Genomic DNA, 21,637 nt, shown 5'->3' on the forward strand with positions numbered 1-21,637 from the left:
GCTATTGTATTTCTGAAATCTCAGGCTGTATTTCCTCTGCAGGAATCACATCCTCAACCACAGTGATGTTGTCTAATTGAAACTTAATTGGGGAAATGTACTCTAAAAACTGAGCCTTCAAGCTGTCTGAAATCGGTTTGGCCTCAGGCAATTTTTGCTTAAACGGGTCTACTTGTTTACCGTTTTTCCAGAAGCGATAGCAGACGTGGTTTCCTGCTGAACTTCCAGTATTGCCTACAAAACCTATGACATCGCCCTGTTTTACAAACTGCCCAACTTTTACGTTACGGCGAGACATATGCAGATATTGCGTCTCGTAAGTTGCATTATGTCGCAATTTTACATACTTACCGTTGCCTCTTGTGTAGCTAGCTTTGGTCACCGTTCCGTTGGCTGTTGCCAAAATCGGTGTGCCGTTTGCTGCGGCAAAGTCCGTCCCCCTATGGGCTTTAACACGATAACCATAATGTGCAATCCGACGCTTCAAATCATATTTTGAAGAAATACGTCCAAACTTTAAGGGCGATTTTAAAAAAGCGCGTCGTAAATTTTTAGCTTCATGATTAAAGTAATCTATAATACCTTTTACCGAATCGGTTTCAAATTCAAAAGCGTAAAAGGGTTCTTTATTGTGCTCAAAATAAACGGCTTTAATTCGGTCTACGCCGGAATAAATACTGTCATCGATATATTTATCGGTATAAATCACCTTGAATCGGTCGCCAGGTTGCACGCGGTTAAAATCAATGGTCCAAGCAAATATTTCATTCGCCATTTTGTTGGCCAATAACTGACTCAGTCCTTTTTCTTGCATCACCATGGAAATCCCGCTTCCTTGAGGAATTACACCAGACGCTTCTTTTTCAATATATGTTATGGGCTTGCGTTTGGTATAAGCATGAATGGAGTCCGTTAAACTCACCACCACATAATCTTCCTTGGTCGGTTGGTAAATAAAACGTTCTGGTTTTTGAAGGCTATCTTTAGAAAATAAAATAGTATAAGGTTTTCCGGCAGTTAATCGCCTGACATCAAACGAGTCCTTAGTTTTTTCGGCAATCTGAAAAATTTCAGGATATCCCAGTCGGTTTCGTTCTAAAATCTCACCAAAGCTATCGCCGCTTTTTACGGTGTCTCGCTTTACGGTATAATCATCGAGATTAAACCCAAATTCAACATTCGGTTTTACTTCAACTACTGCAATCTCTTCCTGTAAGGGTTCGGAAGGCTCGTTCTTACATGCAAAAATTGAAACAGTTATACAGGTTAGGGCTATTAATCGTTTCAAATTCTATTCGTCTATTTATTAGTTATACATTTTCTCCCCAATGCTCTAATTCCTCTGCTGACCATAGGTCTGGAAAAAAGATGCGGCGCTGGTATTTGGGATGCATGTATTTTTTCCAATCACTGCCTCCCGTTGCTTCGCCATCGCCAATGCCACTATCTATGTAATGCTTGGCGGCATTGTAATGTGCCATGACCCATTTTATGTTTACCGTATAGTCATAATGCCTCATGGCTTTGACCAAATCTTCATCTTTTTGGTCTTCTGCTGGTAACTCCTTAAAACGCGTGTACAAATTCTTGGTGTTGTAGGTTTCCATAAACCTTAAAAACTCGTCTTTGTAACGCGCTTCAAAATTAACTAAAAGTGTGGATTTTTTGCCAGTTTTATGGTCCTTTCCTGCGGCTTGCCAATATAAATGCTCAAAGGCATGTGTAAAAGGCGTGTCTCTATCTATATTTTTTCTGAATCTGTAATCGATTAGATTAATCAATTCGGTAGAGGCGAATTCAATCAAACGGTATTGTGCACTCTGAAAACCACTTGCTGGAGTAAGCGTGTAACGGAACTTCATGTACTGTTCTACCTCCATGCCTTCACGCATAATATTGAAAGAGGTGGTTAACATATCAAAATAACGACTAACACGCATTATTTTACTTTCAAAAAACGTTACGTCTAAAGTCTCTTTTTCGGCGACTTGGGATATTTCCCAAAGTATCATTTTAAAGAGCAATTCGTTGATTTGATGATAGGCGATAAACACCATCTCGTCTGGCAAAGTCGTCCGTTGCGTTTGAAGACTTAAAAGCGCATCGGTTTGTATATAATCCCAGTAGGTAATGGGTTTGCTATACAAAAGACCAAATAGGTGGTCATCCGTGTCTTGGTCTATTTTGGTGTACTTCTCTTGAAGCTGTTTTAGAATATCGTCGTAATTCGGTTGGTCGGTCATGTATTGTTTTTAATCCTTCACCACTACTTCAAAAGAATGTTTTAAACCCTTAAAGGATTCTAAATCGGCCCGCAAGGAACCAACGGCTAAATCGGCCTTAATCTTTAGTGGAATTTTATTATCGTCTGCACTGACCCAAAGGGTTAAACTTTCTTCTTCCTTAAACACGCGTCCGGCCATAACGTAAGGTCTAAACTTTAGAGTTTTTACCCTAACTTTGTTACCATTAACGTCCACTTTTATAGTTTCTTTCCCTAAGTATTTAAGTCTGAAGGGATAGTTCTCCTCATCAAAAAACATACTTAGTTTCACCACATCGCCTTCTTTAATTTTATCGGTATCGTAGTTGTTTCTAAGATAGTAAAAAGCAGACACCATATCCTGTACATTCTCATGAATATCTACCGTGTTCTTTTTATTGTGCTTTTTATTATGTACCAAGGCCTTATTAGTGGCGTGGTTAAAATCTATCTCAATGTCTTTGGTGTGTCCGCCTTCATCAATTTTACGGATGAATTTATAAGGCAATCCGGTCTGTGCATCAAAATAACTTTCGTAACGGTCTCTCACCTTAAAGAAGGCATTGATTAATCCTGTGGTTTTTCCCTTACCGATGACATGGTACACCGGTTTTCCGTTAAGCGTTTTCTTTTTAATATTTAAAGTAGCCTCACCGGCTTTAAGCCAGCCGCTATAACTCATTCGGAATTTAAACCATTCACCTTCCTGAAACGCCGATTGGGTTTGCGCTACAGAAAACTGAAGACCAAATATTAATACCGCTAAAAGTGTAATTTTTTTCATAACGTAGGTATTGCAAAAGTAACTCTATAATCTACTTTTTATTGTTGTTATAGTATGATTTGCAATTACTATTCCAAAAGTATTAAAAGAATAAAACACCATCAAAGATTGATGGTGTTTTAACTGAAATTATGAAGTTTTATAGCGTCCCCCGCTTCTGCTGTTCGCGCTCAATAGATTCAAACAGGGCTTTAAAGTTTCCTGCACCAAAGCCTTTGGCGCCCATACGTTGAATGATTTCAAAAAACAATGTTGGGCGGTCTTCCACAGGTTTGGTGAAAATCTGAAGCAAATAACCTTCCTCATCGGCATCCACCAAAATGGATAATCGTTGTAGTTCGGCAATGTCTTCTTTCATCATATCCCTGTGTTCTCCTAATCTTCTTGGAATATCATCGTAATAGGCTTGCGGTGGTGGCGGTAAAAATTCTACCCCTCTAGACTTTAATTGTTCCACCGTATGAATAATATCGTCGGTAGCCACAGCGATATGCTGTACACCAGCACCTTCATAGAAATCCAAATATTCTTCAATCTGTGATTTTTTGGCGGCCTTTGCCGGTTCGTTAATTGGGAATTTGATGCGACCGTTACCATTACTCATCACTTTACTCATTAAAGCGGAATATTCGGTATGAATTTGCTTATCATCAAAGGACAAGAAGTTCACAAATCCCATTACATCCTCATACCATTTAACCCAAGTATTCATTTGTCCCCAGCCGACATTTCCGACCATATGGTCAATATATTTTAATCCGACTGGCTCTGGATTGTAATCACTCTCCCAAGTCTTAAAGCCTGGCAAGAATGGACCGTTGTAATTTTTTCGTTCCACAAACATGTGAACGGTTTCGCCATAAGTATAAATCCCAGCACGGACGACTTCGCCATGCTCGTCAGATTCTACTTCTGGAGCCATATAAGATTTCGCACCTCGTTTTGTGGTTTCTTCATAGGCTTTTTTGGCATCATCTACCCAAAGCGCCACGACTTTAACGCCGTCGCCATGCTTTACAATGTGGTCGTTAATAGGCGATTTGCTGTTTAATGGCGTAGTTAAAACCAGGCGGATTTTGTCTTGCTTCAACACGTAACTCACCTCATCTCGGGAGCCTGTTTCCAAGCCTTTGTAAGCATAGGATTGAAATCCAAATGCTGTCTTATAAAAATGTGCGGCCTGCTTAGCATTGCCCACGTAGAATTCCACGTAATCGGTTCCTAATAAGGGCAAGAAATCCTCTGCACCTTCAAATATTTTTTCGAGACCGTAGTCTACTGATTTTATGTCTTTCATACTATAAGCCCCATCTAGCTTCCCCAGAGGGGAAGAACTCTCACTCTTGGGGTAAAGAGTTTTTATTTGTTTTATGTTCTAAATTAAATATTCTCCAAACGCAATTTTTAAGTTCATCCGTTCCCCTCCCTCGGAGGGGTTAGGGGAGGCTATAACCACGATTTATAATATTTTCCATCCGAAATCCGAAGGCCATCCTCTGTCACTTTCAAAGGTTTAAAGGTATCGACCATCACGGCAAGTTCTTCAGTTTTTGTTTTACCAATACTTCGTTCCATAGCGCCTGGATGCGGTCCGTGTGGAATCCCAGCCGGGTGTAATGAAATGTGTCCTGGCGCAATGTCATTTCGACTCATAAAATCACCATCCACATAATACAACACCTCATCACTATCAATGTTACTGTGATTGTAAGGCGCTGGTACTGCCAAAGGATGATAATCGTACAAACGTGGCACAAAACTACAAATGACAAACGCACTCGTTTCAAAAGTTTGATGCACTGGTGGCGGTTGGTGCACACGTCCGGTAATCGGTTCAAAATCATGAATGGAAAAGGCATACGGATAATTATAGCCATCATAACCCACAACATCAAATGGATGTGACGCATAGATCATATCAAAAATTTCGTCTTGCTTCTTTATTTTGATTAAAAAATCACCCGACTCATTATTGGTTTCTAACTCATAAGGTCGTCTTAAGTCACGCTCACAGTATGGCGAATGTTCCAACAACTGCCCAAACCAATTACGGTAACGCTTTGGGGTATAGATTGGGTGATAGGATTCTACAATAAATAAACGATTGTCGTCTGTATCAAAATCGAGTTTATAGATAATCCCTCTTGGAATGACGAGGTAGTCGCCGTATTTAAAATCGAGATTACCGAGATGTGTTCTCAGTTTTCCAGAGCCTTTGTGGATGAATAATACTTCATCGGCATCCGTGTTTTTATAGAAATAATCTTCCGTTGAAGATTGAGGTGCCGACAAAATGATATTGCAATCGTTATTGGTCAAGATTGTTTTTCTGCTGTCCAAATAATCTTCTTCTGGCTCGACTTGAAATCCTTTCAGCTTTAGCGAGTGCATATTATTCGCCTTCGCAATTTTTGGCGCTACGCTATACTGCCCTTTGATTTCTTTGACCTGAGTTGGTCGTTGCTCGTGGTAACTGTTGGTAGACATCCCGTCGAACCCAATAGTACCGAACAGTTGCTCATAATAGAAACTGCCGTCTGGTTTTTTAAATTGGGTATGGCGTTTGGGCGGAATTTGCCCTAATTTATGGTAAAATGGCATTTTTATAATTGTTTATAGGTTGATTTGTCATGGTATTAAACCATAAACAAATGCATTTAAAGGTACAAAAAATGAAAAGATTCCTGCCTACGCAGGAATGACAATGCGAGTTTATTCTGGATTCCTTTTAATAAGGTAATGTAAGTGTAGTTTTAGGTATGGCCAGAATGGTTTCATAGTTACACAAAGTTAGTAAAGAATTTTAAAACCAATACCCTACATTAAAAAACCAAAAGCCACTATTGTTTTCTGGTGACCAGGTGTATTTGGCCTCTACGGGTCCAAAAAAGGTTTCTACAGAATAACCAATAGCATATCCCGAATAATCAGGCGTACTAAGCCACTCGCCTGTGGTAAAGATATCATCTTCAATGTTGGCAAAGTTGGCCGATGCTAAAATGTGATGCTTTTTAAATAATTCGTAATCAGCGGTCAATGTGGCTTTCACGAAGCTGTTTCCTGTTAAGGAAATAAAATCGTAGCCGTAAAAGCTTCCGAAGTTATTAATGAAATTATTGGCATAACCACCAATGGCAAAATCTAAGAAATTGGTGCCACCTTCGTCAATTTGAAAACCTCCTGACGACTCTGCCAAAAACGATAACGACTTGCCAAAACTAAAGGCATAGCCAATATCTGCTTTGGCAATGGCGAAGCGATTGAAATTTTCGTTAAAATGCGAAGCGCTCAAATACCAATGCAGGTCACCATTGAAGGAAACACCATTATTGGGGAAATACCGATTGTCATAAGTATCTAATTTTAAACCACCAAATAGACTCAGATAATCCGTGTTTTCAAAGGTAATACCGCCTTCTTGGGACGGGTCTAAAAGGGTTTCGGACTTTATTTTGAGACGCTTGTGTTCTGCACCAACACTTAAGGCAAAATCTTTCTGAAATAGGGTTTGAAGATAAAACTGATTCGTCTGGTCGCGCAATTCAGCTTCAATCTTATTAATGTCATTCAGTCTTGGGTCATCTTCAGGCAGAATCAGTTGCGCATTGATATTACGATTAAACTGACTGTATCTAGATTTCAATCCAATACTAATATAAAATCCTTTGTCAATGAAATAATCAAAATTATAGCGTGAATTATCACCCAAAATCACATCCAAGGATGCCAAATCATTCTTGAATAGAAGACCCTTACTCGACACATTAACAATAGCCGCCGCTTTGTAGAGATTATCATAATGCAAGCCCATTCTTAAAAACGTACGGTCTTTGGATTCGGTGACTTGAGCATTCATACGATAGGTGCCATCCTCTTGTTTTTTTAATCGATACCGAAATGCATCAAAATTATTGGTAGCTACCAAATTACTTATGCCTTGGCTCAACTTATCATAACTCAAGGTGTTTTCGCCTTTGAGTTTCAATTTTCCTAACATGTATGACCTTGTGTAACGCTGGTTGCCTTCAAAATATACCGTACTAATGGTTAACTCTTCTGGTATTTTTAGCAATGGTCTATCTACTACACCAGTCTGTTTTGCTCTCAATTCAGATAAAGCATTGAGTTGCAACATAGCGGCCTGCTCTCCGTTTTCTATTATATCCCGACCTTCGGAAAACGAAATTACCGAGAAGTCCGATATATCTGGTTTAATATAGATATCGGTTAGCTCACGCTTTCGTTTCATGTCGTTGATGGTGCGGTAATTGTTAATCTGAACCAATATTTCGGGAGCTGAATTCAACTTTTCTCGCTTTCGCAATTCATCTTGAACATCTACCCCAATAATCACATCCATCCCTTTGGCTTTCAATTCTTCAATCGGGTAGTTATTGGTCACACCACCATCGATTAATATCTGATCTTCAATCGTAACCGGACGAAATAACGACGGAAAGGCACCACTCGCCAAAACGGCTTCGGCCAAAATACCTTCTTCCATCTGGAGCGCTTCACCGGTCTCCACATTCGTTGCCATACAGAAAAACGGAATGGGTAGTTCGCTAAAATTATTAATCTCACTAACAGGCATCATCATCTTGTAGAGCAAACTATAGACATTCTGTCCTCTTGAAATTCCGGAAGGTAAACTGATTTTAAAATCATTGAACGGTAAACTGAGCGCATATTTTTCAAAATTTGAACGCTCGTAAAAGGATTTGGAAGCCCTAGAAAATTGGTCATTGATAACTGCATCAAAATCAATAGTTCTAAACAAAGAATCTAACTGCTTCGCCGAATAGCCTGAAGCATAGAGCGAACCAATAATAGCGCCCATACTTGTTCCGGCGATATAATCAACTTTGATACCCAAACTATCAATAACTTTTAAGGTGCCAATATGTGCAAAACCTTTAGCACCACCACCGCTGAGGACAAGTCCTACTTTAGGTTCAGTAGTGGTCACTTGTGCCTGGCTAAGGCCAACATTTAATAAGACAATCGCTATGAGGATTAATTTAAATTTCATGTTTAGTAGTTCTCTCCCGATTATTCGGGACCGCTCGAACTGACAGGGTATTTAATTTTTATGTAATTATTCTTTATGGTAATGGTCATATACTTTGTTTGCCCTGCTTGTACCAACGACAGCTTCCAACTCATCGAGTTTAGCGTTAGCAATACGTTTTACACTTTTAAAGGCTTTCATTAAATCCACAATCGTTTGTTCGCCTACGCCGTTGATGCTTTCTAACTCGGAGGTTAGAGCACCTTTACTTCGTCTGTTTCTATGATGCTCAATTCCAAATCGGTGCGCTTCATTTCGTAACTGTTGAATGATTTTTAGCGTCTCACTTTTCTTATCTAAATATAAGGGAATTGGATCATCTGGATAGAACAATTCTTCTAAACGTTTAGCGATACCAATTATTGCAATTTTGTTTCGCAAACCGAGTAAGTCCAAACTTTTTAAAGCAGAAGACAGTTGCCCTTTTCCACCATCTATAATAATGAGCTGTGGTAAGGATTGGTCTTCCTCCAATAAGCGTTTGTAACGTCTGTAAACCACTTCTTCCATAGAAGCAAAATCATCGGGCCCTTCCACGGTTTTTATATTGAAATGTCTATAATCTTTTTTACTAGGCTTTCCATTTTTGAAGACCACACAAGCGGCCACGGGATTTGTTCCTTGAATGTTACTATTATCGAAACATTCAATATGGCGCGGTTCTTCAGACAAACGTAAATCAGCTTTCATTTGGGCCATGATTCGGTTGGCATGCCGGTCTGGGTCCGTAATTTTTATCTGCTTCATCTTATCCATGCGATAGTACATGGCATTGCGTTTCGATAAATCTAAAATCTTCTTTTTATCGCCTAATTTTGGAATTGACACCTTGATGTTTTCGCCTAAGTCTACTTCAAACGGTACATAAATTTCCTTCGATGTGGAGTTGAAACGTTGCCGGATTTCTGTAATGGCTAATTCTAACAATTCCTCATCGGTTTCATCGAGTTTCTTTTTTAATTCCAAGGTATGTGACCGAATAATTGAGCCGTAAGACAATTGCAAAAAGTTGACATAGGCGTAGCTTTCATCGCTCACAATAGAAAACACATCCACATTACTGATTTTAGGATTGACGACGGTTGATTTGGCTTGATAATTCTCCAAAATCGTTAGCTTTTCCTTTACTTTTTGGGCATCTTCAAACTGCATCGCTTCGGCATAATCCTTCATTTGCTTTCGGAAGCGCTGTAAGGAGTCCTTAAAATTGCCTTTTAAAATTTCGCGAATAGCTTCAATATTACGGTGGTATGATGCTTCTGACTCTAAGCCTTCGCATGGGCCTTTGCAATTGCCAAGATGATATTCTAGGCAGACTTTAAATTTTCCGGCTTCAATCTTTTCCTCAGACAAATCGTAATTGCAAGTGCGCAATTGGTACAAGCCTTTGATTAATCCGAGAAGTGTTTTTACCGTTTTCATGCTCGTATAAGGCCCAAAATATTCGGAGCCATCCTTAATGACACGGCGGGTTGGGAATATTCTAGGAAAGCGTTCATTTTTAACACAAATCCACGGATAGGATTTGTCGTCCTTCAGCATCACATTGTACTTGGGCTGGTATTTTTTAATCAGGTTATTTTCCAACAGCAAGGCATCCGTTTCTGTCTCAACAACGATGTGCTTTATGGTGCGAATATTTTTTACTAATACGCGGGTCTTTCCATAGTCGTGATTTTTGGTAAAATACGAGCTGACCCTTTTTTTGATATTCTTTGCCTTTCCTACATAAATCAAGCGTTCCTTAGCATCGTAATACTGATAGACACCAGGCTGATTGGGTAGGGTTTTTATTTGGATTTCGAGACTTGTGGCAGACATAGTTTCAAATTTAATAATTAGTGTTGGACGATGTATTTTCAAACCGAATTATTATTACATTCGCCCCCTAATTTTTTGAACCCCCTTGATAAATAAAAAACTATTGGGACGTGTCGACCGTGTTGATTTCCCAGAATTAAATCTCTTTGATATTGCGGTGAAAATCGATACCGGAGCGTATACATCAGCCATTCATTGCTCGGATATTCGATTAGAAAACAACCAACTTATTTGCAATTTTGAAGGCCACACCGTTAGCTTCAGCGATTTTAGTTTAACAGACGTTAAAAGTAGTAATGGTTTTAAGGAAAACCGTTACAAAATAAAAACCAAGGTGATATTCTTTGGCAAAAGCTATAGGATTAACTTAACTTTAAGCACTAGAGACGACATGAAATTTCCTGTATTAATAGGACGACAGTTTTTGCGCCAAAAATTTTTAGTGGACGTAGATATTGAAAATCAATCATATAAGCACAAAGCCAATGAACATAGTTATACTTTCGCGTAACCCCAACCTATACTCTACGCAACGATTGGTGGAGGAAGCCCAAGGTCGAGGTCATGACGTGGAAATCATTGATCCGCTTAAGTGCGATATCATTATTGAAAAGCAAAAGCCTACCATTTATTATAAAGACCGTTATTTGGACTATGTTGATGCGGTCATTCCTCGCATTGGCGCTTCAGTAACGTTTTACGGCTGTGCGGTTGTACGTCAGTTTGAAGAGATGGGCGTGTTTACCATTGCAGCTTCGGATGCTATTTTAAGATCCCGCGATAAATTGAGAAGTCTACAGCGTTTAACCCGCGCTGGAATTGGCATGCCTAAAACTGTATTCACCAACTATTCTAGAGATGTAGAAGAAGTTATAGAACATGTTGGAGGCACACCGGTAATCATTAAATTATTGGAAGGCACTCAAGGTTTGGGTGTGGTACTGGCAGAGACTAAAAATGCCGCCGAATCGGTGCTCGAAGCCTTTAATGGTTTGCAAGCTCGTGTTATTGTTCAGGAATTTATCAAAGAAGCGAAAGGCGCAGATATTAGGGCTTTGGTTGTAGATGGTCAAGTGGTTGGCGCGATGAAACGACAAGGTAAAGATGGTGAGTTTAGATCTAACCTTCATCGTGGGGGATCGGCTGAAATCATAAAATTAGAACATGACGAACTAAAATTGGCCATGAATGCGGCACGGGTATTAAAACTTCCTGTTTGTGGGGTGGATATGTTACAATCCGCTAGAGGACCATTGTTGCTCGAGGTAAACAGTACGCCAGGTTTGGAAGGTATAGAAGGCGCCACAGGGCGAAATATAGCACGAGCGATTATAACATTTATTGAACGAAATCGATAAACCATGAGCGAAAAGGAAGTCTTGGATATTCTGGGCGTAAAAGTGGGATTGGGTCAAAGCGCTACGGTAAACTTTAATGTTGCCAAATTGCACACACAAAATTCTATTGATGTTCCCGTGATTATTGAGCGTTCAAAGAAACCTGGGCCCACAATTCTCATTACTGCAGGAATTCATGGTGATGAGGTCAACGGTGTAGAAATTGTTCGCCAGATTATCGCCAAAGGCATCAATAAGCCAAAACGCGGCACTATTATTTGTATTCCCGTCATTAATGTGTTTGGATTTATTCATATGGATCGACAGTTTCCAGATGGTCGCGATTTAAACCGTGTTTTTCCAGGTAGTAAGAAAGGGAGTTTGGCGAGCCGTGTGGCGCATCAACTCATGGCCGAAATTGTTCCGCATGCAGACCTTATCCTAGATTTTCATACAGGTGGCGCAGACCGCTTTAATGCCGCCCAAATCCGGATTATTAAAAACGAAGTGGTACTCGATGAATTGGCGGAAGCCTTTGGTGCGCCTTTTATTTACTATTCAAAGAATTTAAAGAACTCCTTTAGGAATTCAGCCTATAAATTAGGTATACCTATGCTGTTGTTTGAAGGCGGAAAATCCTTCAATATCCACTCTACCATAACTAATACAGGAGTTAACGGTGCCAAGCGCGTCCTTAATCATCTAGATATGTTACGCTCACAGTTTAAGGCTAGTAAACCGAAGAAAAACGCCGTGCGCATTTTAGATGCCAAATGGTTACGCGCCAACTATTCTGGGATGTTTAAATCGGCCGTAGCAATTAATAGTTATGTTGAAAAAGGTGAAGTCATCGGTAATATAACCGACCCTTATGGTAGTTTTAATCATTTTGTGAAGGCTCCAAATTCTGGCTATATCTTTAATATTAATGAGTCTCCCTTGGTGTATCAAGGTGATGCTATTTTTCATATTTCCACAAAGGTTGAAGGGGAATGACAAAGCCTGAATTACGTCAAAAATACAAAGCGCTCCGCCAATCACTAAGTGCTGATGCTATTGAAGAGAAAAGCTTAGCTATTGCCAATCGCTTATTGACTTTGGATATTTGGTCGCATGATTTTTACCATGTGTTTCTAACTATTGAAACCCAAAAGGAAGTCAATACCGATTATTTGCTAAATATCTTAGCAGGGAAAGACAAGAATATCGTCATTTCAAAATCTAATTTTGAAGATTTTAGCCTATCACACTACCTTCTAACGGACAACGCCAAATTAGAACTCAACGCTTACAATATCCCTGAACCTGTTAATGGCATCCCAATTGAAGCACAACAACTCAATGTGGTATTTGTGCCACTTTTAGCCTTTGACAAATCAGGAAACCGCGTTGGTTATGGTAAAGGTTTCTATGACCGATTTTTAGCTAACTGTAAGCCTGAAACTCTTAAAATTGGATTGTCTTTTTTTGAAGCGGAAGACCAATTGATTGAAGCTTCTGAGGATGATGTCGGGTTGGATTTTTGTATGACGCCAGAGAGCGTCTATGTCTTCAAAAAATCAGACTAATTACTAACGCTTCAGTGTGAAATGCCCAGAGTATTGTTTTCCATCTTCCCGATTGACCACAAACCAATAGTCACTGGTAGGCATTGGGTTTCCATTGTAAGTTCCATCCCAACCATTACCTATTGGGCTTAGTTGCTTCAATAGTTTTCCGTATCTATCAAAAATCCTAATGACATTCGTCGGCTCAACAAATCCGTTGATGATTTGCCAAGTATCATGATTGCCATCACCGTTGGGTGTAAAATATCTAGGATAATAAAGCAAATAGACTGTTTCGGTCGCTACACCACATCCCTTTTTATCTCTAACATATACCATGTATTCACCAGCTAAAAGTTGTTCAAAAACATTGGAATCTTGAAACAATATACCATCGATAGAATACTCATAATCACCACTGCCAGTAACATTAATTGAAATACTATTCTCAGTTTGGGTCCAGTCATTGATGTCTATATCTACAATACTTGCAATCTGCGACTCTTCAACAGTAATAGTTTTTTCTGCCTCACAAATGAAATCGTTGTAATCATTCCAAACTCTCACTGAATATTGACCCGGATTTTCAACCGTTATGGATTGCGTAGTTTCACCAGTTGACCAACTGTAATTGTCATAACCCGAATCAGCATAAACCTCTATTGAACTATCTTCACAGATAGACCACAAGTCATCCATCAGTAATACAGGTTGCTCATAAACTTCAACCATAAATTGAGTTGTAGAAAAACATTCAGGCGCAGTGGTATTCTCAATACGTGCAAATATTAGTTGAGGATTTTCAGAGTTGGTAAATACCGTTGGAATCTGATTGATATCGTCTTCTGCATCATCAAGACTTGTGAAATACTTAATTTCCAAATCCGGAAAGTCTTGGTCATTTAAAATAGCATCATTCTGAATGCTTAAATCAATTTGTGTAAAACCATCGTTTATATCATCATCACAAGTCCTAAGGGTTTCCGGTTGATATGCAAACGGTGAAAAATTTACACCTAATTTAAACTCAGATATTACGAAACAGTCGTTATTTAAGATATTTTGGAGTCTTGCAAAAACAGGTGTTTCTTCTGAATCCACCAAATAGTCTGTAGAGAGTGAATTTATATTATCAATGGCGTCTGATTCAGTTTCAAAATAGAGCACTTCAAAAATCTGGTCCGATTGACTCCCAAATACCTGATCGTTAAAACTAGACAAATCGAAGACATATTCCCCATCATTTGAGCTATCATCACAAACAAACTCATCTTGGATTTCATTAGCAATCGGAATTTCAGCCACAATAAAGGTTATGGTGGTTTCATCAAAACACAAAGGATTCAATGGGTTTTCAACCCGAGCTGTTATAGTTTGCGTAGAGGTTAAAAATGGGTTTGGTAATGGATTTGGCATCAATGCGCCATCCCCATCATAAAAATTGAGTAGGATCTCTGTTTGACCATTTAAGATGATAGCATTTAAGTTTGAAATGTCAAACGCATGTATACCATCGCCATCTTCATCACACACTTTAAAATCTTCAACGGGGTTTGCAATGACGCTGTTTGAAATAACAAGACTCACAGTAGTTTCAACGCTACAACCACTATTAGGATTCAATGGGTTATCATAAGTCATCGTAGCAAAAATATTAAGTATCGGTGTGTTGCTTACCAGTGGATTTGGCAATGGGCTAGGATAAACATTACCCATCTCATCTACATAAGTAAATGTAATGTTTTGGGATTGCCCTAGGCTTAATTCATCTTCTATACCTGAGGTATCGAAAGATTCTAAACCATCATTCCCGGCATCACATTGTTCAATAATAATAGGGCCTGTCACCAAAGGTACCTCATCAACGACGAGCGTTATGTGGTGTCCTAGACCCAGACAATCATTATTTAAAGCGCTATCAACCCTAACATAAATATCTTGGGAATTTGGATACCCTTCATTTCTATAATTTGAAGTATCCAAAATGGGATCGTTTTCAGAAAGGGCATCCGCTTCATTTCTATAGTATGAGATATTAAGTTGTTCACTTGGAGGGAAAAGACCGTCTAATGTATTTTGTATATCACTAAAATCAAAAGTAGCTATTCCATCTTGCTGGTCTAAAAGGTCGTCACAACTATAATAAACCCTAATAAAATCATCTGGAATTTGCGTCGCAGAGACTATTAGGTTGACTTCAGCTGTATCAAAGCAACCTTGACCATTTTCCACTCTAGCCCAAACTTTATCAATGGTTTGTACTTCGTTGATATAAACCTCGTCATTTAAAATAATAGCCATTCCACTCTGAGCATCTTCTAAAGATTCATGAAATGAAATGGTGAAATTTTCATGGTCAACAGACAATTCAGGGTTTACCTCTTTAAGATTAAAAGCACTAAAACCATCCGTGTCGGTATCGCACTGTTGCAAGGTTACGACATCTGTTACAACAGGATTATCAAAAATTTCCAAATCTAAAGTTAAAGTACATCCTGAATCCGATACATATTCAATCGTCGTGGTACCGGCCATAACTGCAGTTAACAGTCCTGTATCATTAATACTAGCAACCGTTGTATCTGAAGAGGACCAAGGCATAGCATCAGTTGTATTACCAGAAGCCAAATATTGAATAGAGTTCCCAACACAGGCCTCAGTCGGGCCATTTAAAGATCCCTGACCCAAATCGATAGTTAATGGCTCGCTTTGAAGACAATTTACAAAAGATTCAATCCTAATCTTATAGTCTGGGCTCGGCACCAAATTGTCAGGTAGGGTGAACATTATCGTTCCATTACTATCTGTAACTGTTGAGCCAAGTTCAATGGAGTTTTCAAAATTACCGAACTCATCACTAAGTACTACAGTAAAAACCGACATAGCTGAAAAAGATCCATCTAAAGTAAAGTTCACACTAAACTCGCTATTGTCGCATAGGGTTAGCGGTATGTCTGGCTCAATAATATTTATATTTTTTAGTATATCGTCATACACATTCAAGAATATTCTTCCATTCTGCTCATAAACCACTAAAAGGGTATTTTCGGTATTATCACGTGCCAGGTTGTGAGAGGCTCCATTTGCTATCACAATTGGTGTATTGAAAGTGTTACCTTGATCGGAACTAATAGCCATAACTAGATTTCCATTGATATCCTTATAGCCATCAATTAAGGTCCCAGTATTATCAGCATAAAGTGTTCGTCCCTCTGCCTCTACTTCACTTAAGCCAAAGTTAATTGGAGATAAGTCACCAGTAACCACATCCATACGAAATCCTAATGTTGTTGATGGGTCAAACAAGCTACCGGCAACAAAAATATAGGTGCCGCAAGGCCCATCACTCAAAGCATAACTAGAGAAAAATACATCTTCAGCTGGATTAAGATTGGTTTGTGTTAAAGAACTACCTTCATCCTCACTACTAAAAAGTAAAAGATTAGGGTCGTCCATAGGTAGATAAATTTTTCCGTTTGCATCAGTCAACACATCTGAATATGCCATAGAAACACCAGAAGACACACTGTTATAAGAACCCACCCCTTCCGATGCATTGGAGTATAGTATAGATCCATTTTGCCCCAAAATATAAACGTTTGGACCATAAGTTGACATATGAAGGGTTATTGAATTCATTGGGCCTACCGTTACTGGCGGGCCAAAGGTTTGGCCTTGATCTAGGCTTCTTGCCAGCAGCGCGACACCATTTTCTACCCAAGCCACATAAATTATTCCGGTATCTCCAACAGTAATTTCTGGGTCGGAAGAACCAAAGTTGCGGACTAATGTACTTGGCAAAAAACTTTCACCACCATTTATACTCCTGGCAAGTCTAATGGCCGAATCTGTTCTATACACTACATAAATATTCCCTTCACGATCTGTGGCGAGATTTTTACTAGTATTTGCAGATCCAATAGAATTGCTTATACCGAAATCACTAACAGCTACGCCAGAATGTAGGGGTGTTTGGGAGAATAAAGTTGATGACAACAACAAAAGAAGTAGACAACAAAAAAAATAGTCGAATCGCTTGAATCGCCTTAGCAGCATAATTGATTAGTTAGGAACATCAAATATAGCAGATTAGTTTAAAAACCTCAAAAGGATTAGGCGATTACAGTTAGGCGTTGGTTTAGATTATCCAAATCTTTCTCATAATTAATCCTTCCGGCTTACTGTTATATCCCCATCAATAGATTTAAGCGCCCAAAGCGCCACACCAAACCCTAAGTCATCAACATGGGTTGTGCCATTACTCGATTGCGCTTCAATTACCGCATTTTTTGTTTTAATGGTAATATCTCCATCAAATGTGTTGATGTTGGCAATCTGTGCTTCACCTTTAATACGGCAACTGCCTTGCATCAGTTCAATATTAAGATTGGCAAAATGACCTTTGGCATCTACCAAGCCAATATCACTTTGAATTCTGAGATTCTTTTTTTCGGGCATTTCAATGCGAAGAGTTGCTGCCACGACTTTATGTGCATTCCGTTTATCGTCCGGAATAGTTTTAAAAGGTGTTTGGCGTAATTCAATGTAAAGTGTCTGGTCTGGGCGAACTTCCGTATGAATTTTAAAGTCGTTTTGATACTCGCCGTCGGTTAGGGATTTAACAACGACACTATCTTTTTGTGTGGTCTTGACTTCGATTTTAAAAATTTGATAGCCGTTGACGCTGACACGGCTAATGTCCTTTGCACTAAGGGTTTCAATGTTTGTGTTTTGAGTGAAAACAGAAAAACTAAAGGCTAGAAAAAAGAGTATAAAAAAAGCCTTGGGACCCCAAAGCTTTATATGTTTGATATATTTCATTTGCTACGAAACGATTGTGTTTATCCTATGTATTTACCTTTCGACTTACTTTGTGAGGTACTTTCGTTGAAAATACATTTTCCACTCAGTAATGCTCAAGGCGACACAGAACAAACGACAACAATTTATTTCTGCATGTTTTTAGCTTCAATGCTCAACGTGGCATGAGGCACCAACTTTAAGCGTTCCTTGTTGATTAGCTTTCCAGTAACACGGCAAACACCGTAAGATTTGTTTTCAATTCGGATAATGGCATTCTTTAAATCACGAATGAACTTTTCCTGACGAATCGCCAATGCAGAATTGGCTTCCTTGCTCATGGTTTCAGAACCTTCTTCAAACGCCTTGAATGTTGGCGATGTATCGTCCGTACCATTGTTATGGTCATTCATATAGGCACTTTTTATCAATTCTAAATCGTGCTCCGCTTTTTCAATTTTTTCTTGAATAAGCACTCTGAATTCTTCTAAATCTTTATCTGAATATCTGTTTTTTATATCTGATGCCATAATTTAATGTTTTTGAATAAACAGTTTGGTATTTACATCATCGAACACAATTTCTATACCACTGTTTAGATTATCGATTAATTCTAACTCTTCGGTTAAGGTTTCGGACTTAATATACTCCGCATTTTCAGCAATAGCTCTAGCTATGTTTTCATCATTCTGAAGCTGAACATCAATACGGTCAGTCACTTCAAAACCTGAATCCTTACGTAAATTCTGAATGCGATTAACAAGTTCTCTCGCCACACCTTCGCTACGCAATGCGTCATTGATGGTTACATCTAAAGCTACTGTCAATGCGCCTTCATTGGCCACCAACCAACCTTCAATATCTTGCGATGTAATTTCTACATCATCAAGACCCAAAGTAATATTTTTTCCATTAATGTCAAGCGCATATTCACCGTTTTGTTCAATTTTGTTGATAATTTCTGCATCAAAATTGTTGACAGCCACGGCAATCGCTTTCATGTCTTTACCAAAGCGTGGTCCTAGTGTCTTAAAATTCGGTTTTATTTGCTTGACTAAAATATCGGAAGCATCCTCCAATAACTCAATCTCTTTTACATTTACTTCGTGCTTTATCAAATCCGCAACAGCTTCAATTTCAGATTTTTGCTCAGATGAATTCACCGGAATCATGATTTTCTGAAGCGGTTGACGCACCTTTATTTTCTCTTTAGCACGTAGCGACAATACCAATGACGAAATTTTCTGTGCGGCTTCCATCTTACGTTCTAAACTCTTATCAATGGCATCAGCATTTGCTTGAGGAAATTGCGATAAATGCACACTTTCAAAATCTTCCTTATTGGTTACAGCATTCAAATCTAAATACAATCGATCCATAAAGAATGGTGCAATCGGCGCGCCCAACTTGGCAATCGTCAACATACAGGTATATAACGTTTGGTAAGCCGAAATCTTATCGGTTTGGTAATCACCTTTCCAAAAACGGCGTCTGCTTAAACGCACGTACCAATTACTCAAATATTCCTGTGTAAAGTTTGAAATGGCTCTGGCGGCCTTCGTCGGTTCGTAATCGGCGTAGTATTCATCTACTTTTTGAATCAAACTGTTTAATTCTGAAAGAATCCAGCGGTCCAATTCTGGGCGTTCATTTAATGGGATGTCTTCTTCAGAATAATCGAAACCATCCAAATTGGTATACAGTGCGAAGAATGAATAGGTATTATACAGCGTCCCGAAGAATTTTCGACTCACCTCAGCGATACCATCCACATCAAATTTTAAATTATCCCAAGGATTAGCATTGCTAATCATGTACCAACGTGTGGCATCGGCACCGTACTTTGAAAGCGTTTCAAACGGGTCAGTCGCATTGCCCAAGCGCTTAGACATTTTCTGTCCGTTCTTATCCAATACCAGTCCGTTTGAAACTACGTTTTTATAGGCAACAGAATTAAAAACCATAGTACCAATAGCATGAAGCGTATAAAACCAACCACGTGTTTGGTCTACACCTTCAGCAATAAAGTCTGCTGGAAAAGCTTCATTTTTATCAATGAAATCCTGATTTTCGAACGGGTAATGCCACTGTGCATAGGGCATAGAACCAGAATCGAACCAAACATCGATTAAGTCACTTTCACGTTTCATCGGTTGCCCAGAATCGGACACCAAAACAATCTTATCGACAACATTTTTATGAAGGTCTATTTTATCATAGTTTTCTTCAGACATGTTGCCTACTTCAAAGTCAGCAAAAATGTCTTCAGATAGCACTCCAGCGTTAACAGCCTTTGCCATTTCAGCTTTCAATTCTGCCATAGTGCCTATACAAATTTGCTCCTTGCCATCTTCGGTTCGCCAAATTGGTAATGGAATGCCCCAAAAACGAGAGCGCGATAAATTCCAATCGTTAGCATTGGCTAACCAGTTACCAAATCGGCCTTCGCCAGTAGATTTTGGTTTCCAATTAATGGTATTGTTTAACGCATGCATTTTATCCTTAACGTCGGTCACTTTAATGAACCAAGAATCCAATGGATAATACAGAATTGGTTTATCGGTACGCCAGCAGTTAGGATAGCTGTGCTTGTATTTTTCAACCTTAAAAGCTTTGTTTTCGGTCTTAAGCTTAATGGCCAATTCTACGTCAACAGACTTTTCTGGTGCTTCGCCATCCGTATAATATTCGTTCTTTACATATTTACCGCCAAACTCACCCAGCTCTGGTCGAAACTTACCTTGTAAATCTACCAATGGCACCAAATTGTCGTTCTCATCTTTTACCAATAATGGCGGAACTTCTGGCGATGCTTGCTTGGCAACGAGCGCATCATCTGCACCGAATGTCGGCGCTGTGTGAACGATTCCTGTTCCGTCTTCGGTCGTTACAAAGTCTCCAGAAATAACACGAAATGCATTTTCGGGATTATCGTTTGGAAGGGCATAGTTGAGGAGTTGTTCGTATCGAATGTCTACCAAATCATTGCCTTTACATTCGGCGATAATTCGATATGGAATGGTCTTGTCTCCACTTTTATAAGCTAATAATTCTGAAGCTTCTTCAGTTTTATTGAATTTTCCAGAGAATTGTTTGCCAATTAAACTTTTTGCCAAAACCACATACTGTGGCTTAAAGGTATATTGGTTATAGGTGGCCACCAATACGTAATCAATCTTTGGGCCAACTGTCAATGCCGTATTACTCGGCAATGTCCAAGGTGTGGTTGTCCATGCGAGGAAGAAAAAATCCCTTTCATCCCATCCTAAATCCTTCCCGAAGGGAAGGACTTGCTCACGGTTGCTTAAATTAAATGCTTTATACAAGTCATTTTCTTCCCCCTTTCCTTTGGAAAGGGATGGGGATAGGAACTGCGCTACAACCGTTGTATCTGTAACATCTTGATAGGTGCCAGGTTGATTCAATTCGTGCGAACTTAAGCCTGTCCCCGCTTTAGGTGAATAGGGCTGAATGGTATAGCCCTTGTATAGTAAATTTTTATCGTAAATCTGTTTGAGCAACCACCATACGGACTCCATGTATTTTGGTTTATAGGTGATGTATGGGTCATCCATATTCACCCAATAGCCCATTTTTTGGGTAAGGTCATTCCAAATATCCGTGTAGCGCATCACAGCTTTTTTGCATGCGGCATTGTACTCTTCTACGGAGATTTTAGTGCCGATATCTTCTTTGGTAATGCCTAATTCTTTCTCAACACCAAGTTCAATGGGCAAGCCGTGGGTATCCCATCCAGCTTTGCGCTTTACCTGAAAGCCTTTCATGGTTTTATAGCGAGGAAAAATATCTTTAATGGCACGTGCCAAAACGTGGTGTACACCTGGCAATCCATTGGCTGACGGTGGTCCTTCAAAAAACACATAGGGTGGTTTGCCCTCGCGAGTGGTGACACTTTTATTGAAGATATCATGGTCTTTCCAATAGTTACCAACCTCATCGGCAACTTTAGATAAGTTAAGTCCTTTATATTCAGTGAACTTTTGGCTCATGTTC

Annotated in this window: 15 protein-coding genes; 4 read left to right on the top strand and 11 right to left on the bottom strand. The window is 39.2% G+C overall.

Annotation, left to right across the window (positions count from 1 at the left end; all coding sequences use genetic code 11):
• Position 1: 1 nt before the first annotated feature.
• The 7 genes from ACFOSX_RS01965 to uvrC all read right to left on the bottom strand — a co-directional run bounded on the left by ACFOSX_RS01965 (position 2) and on the right by uvrC (position 9,939).
• Positions 2–1,288, bottom strand: a complete 1,287-nt coding sequence (locus tag ACFOSX_RS01965) for a M23 family metallopeptidase (protein ID WP_386096483.1) — start codon at positions 1,286–1,288, stop codon at positions 2–4.
• Positions 1,289–1,310: 22 nt separating this feature from the next.
• Positions 1,311–2,243: a tryptophan 2,3-dioxygenase family protein gene (locus ACFOSX_RS01970; RefSeq protein WP_386096485.1), complete on the bottom strand. Its 933-nt coding sequence runs from the start codon at positions 2,241–2,243 to the stop codon at positions 1,311–1,313.
• Positions 2,244–2,252: 9 nt separating this feature from the next.
• Positions 2,253–3,047, bottom strand: coding sequence for a DUF3108 domain-containing protein (locus tag ACFOSX_RS01975; protein ID WP_386096487.1), 795 nt, complete (start codon positions 3,045–3,047; stop codon positions 2,253–2,255).
• Between the two features lie 139 nt (positions 3,048–3,186).
• A complete protein-coding gene (gene hppD, locus ACFOSX_RS01980) occupies positions 3,187–4,344 on the bottom strand; it encodes a 4-hydroxyphenylpyruvate dioxygenase (RefSeq protein ID WP_386096489.1) in 1,158 nt (385 codons plus the stop codon).
• 149 nt (positions 4,345–4,493) lie between these two features.
• On the bottom strand, positions 4,494–5,648 hold the full coding sequence (locus tag ACFOSX_RS01985; RefSeq protein ID WP_386096490.1) for a homogentisate 1,2-dioxygenase: 1,155 nt from the start codon (positions 5,646–5,648) through the stop codon (positions 4,494–4,496).
• 202 nt (positions 5,649–5,850) lie between these two features.
• On the bottom strand, positions 5,851–8,079 hold the full coding sequence (locus ACFOSX_RS01990) for a patatin-like phospholipase family protein (RefSeq protein WP_386096492.1): 2,229 nt from the start codon (positions 8,077–8,079) through the stop codon (positions 5,851–5,853).
• 66 nt (positions 8,080–8,145) lie between these two features.
• Entirely contained in the window at positions 8,146–9,939 is a 1,794-nt protein-coding gene (uvrC, locus tag ACFOSX_RS01995) for an excinuclease ABC subunit UvrC (protein WP_386096494.1), read from the bottom strand.
• An 85-nt stretch (positions 9,940–10,024) separates the two neighbouring features.
• On the opposite strand from uvrC, the gene ACFOSX_RS02000 reads away from it, so the two are divergent.
• From ACFOSX_RS02000 to ACFOSX_RS02015, 4 genes are read left to right on the top strand one after another with little or no spacing between them, the layout of a single operon-like run.
• A complete protein-coding gene (locus ACFOSX_RS02000; protein ID WP_386096496.1) occupies positions 10,025–10,450 on the top strand; it encodes an ATP-dependent zinc protease family protein in 426 nt (141 codons plus the stop codon).
• A complete protein-coding gene (gene rimK, locus ACFOSX_RS02005) occupies positions 10,425–11,297 on the top strand; it encodes a 30S ribosomal protein S6--L-glutamate ligase (protein WP_386096498.1) in 873 nt (290 codons plus the stop codon). Before ACFOSX_RS02000 ends, rimK begins: the two co-directional genes overlap by 26 nt.
• A 3-nt stretch (positions 11,298–11,300) precedes the next feature.
• A complete protein-coding gene (locus ACFOSX_RS02010) occupies positions 11,301–12,272 on the top strand; it encodes a succinylglutamate desuccinylase/aspartoacylase family protein (RefSeq protein ID WP_386096500.1) in 972 nt (323 codons plus the stop codon).
• Positions 12,269–12,844 (top strand): 5-formyltetrahydrofolate cyclo-ligase, encoded by a 576-nt coding sequence (locus tag ACFOSX_RS02015; RefSeq protein WP_386096502.1) that lies wholly within the window; start codon positions 12,269–12,271, stop codon positions 12,842–12,844. Before ACFOSX_RS02010 ends, ACFOSX_RS02015 begins: the two co-directional genes overlap by 4 nt.
• Before the next feature lie 3 nt (positions 12,845–12,847).
• Here the strand turns inward: ACFOSX_RS02015 and ACFOSX_RS02020 are convergent, their stop codons facing one another.
• The 4 genes from ACFOSX_RS02020 to ileS form a co-directional block, all read right to left on the bottom strand.
• Positions 12,848–16,819: a T9SS type B sorting domain-containing protein gene (locus ACFOSX_RS02020; RefSeq protein WP_386096504.1), complete on the bottom strand. Its 3,972-nt coding sequence runs from the start codon at positions 16,817–16,819 to the stop codon at positions 12,848–12,850.
• 168 nt (positions 16,820–16,987) lie between these two features.
• Entirely contained in the window at positions 16,988–17,644 is a 657-nt protein-coding gene (locus ACFOSX_RS02025) for a hypothetical protein (protein ID WP_386096506.1), read from the bottom strand.
• Positions 17,645–17,769: 125 nt separating this feature from the next.
• Entirely contained in the window at positions 17,770–18,153 is a 384-nt protein-coding gene (locus ACFOSX_RS02030; protein WP_386096508.1) for a TraR/DksA family transcriptional regulator, read from the bottom strand.
• 3 nt (positions 18,154–18,156) lie between these two features.
• Positions 18,157–21,633, bottom strand: a complete 3,477-nt coding sequence (ileS, locus tag ACFOSX_RS02035) for an isoleucine--tRNA ligase (protein ID WP_386096510.1) — start codon at positions 21,631–21,633, stop codon at positions 18,157–18,159.
• Positions 21,634–21,637 lie beyond the last annotated feature (4 nt).

It is taken from the genome of Winogradskyella maritima (genome assembly GCF_042650215.1).
GTDB lineage: Bacteria > Bacteroidota > Bacteroidia > Flavobacteriales > Flavobacteriaceae > Winogradskyella > Winogradskyella maritima.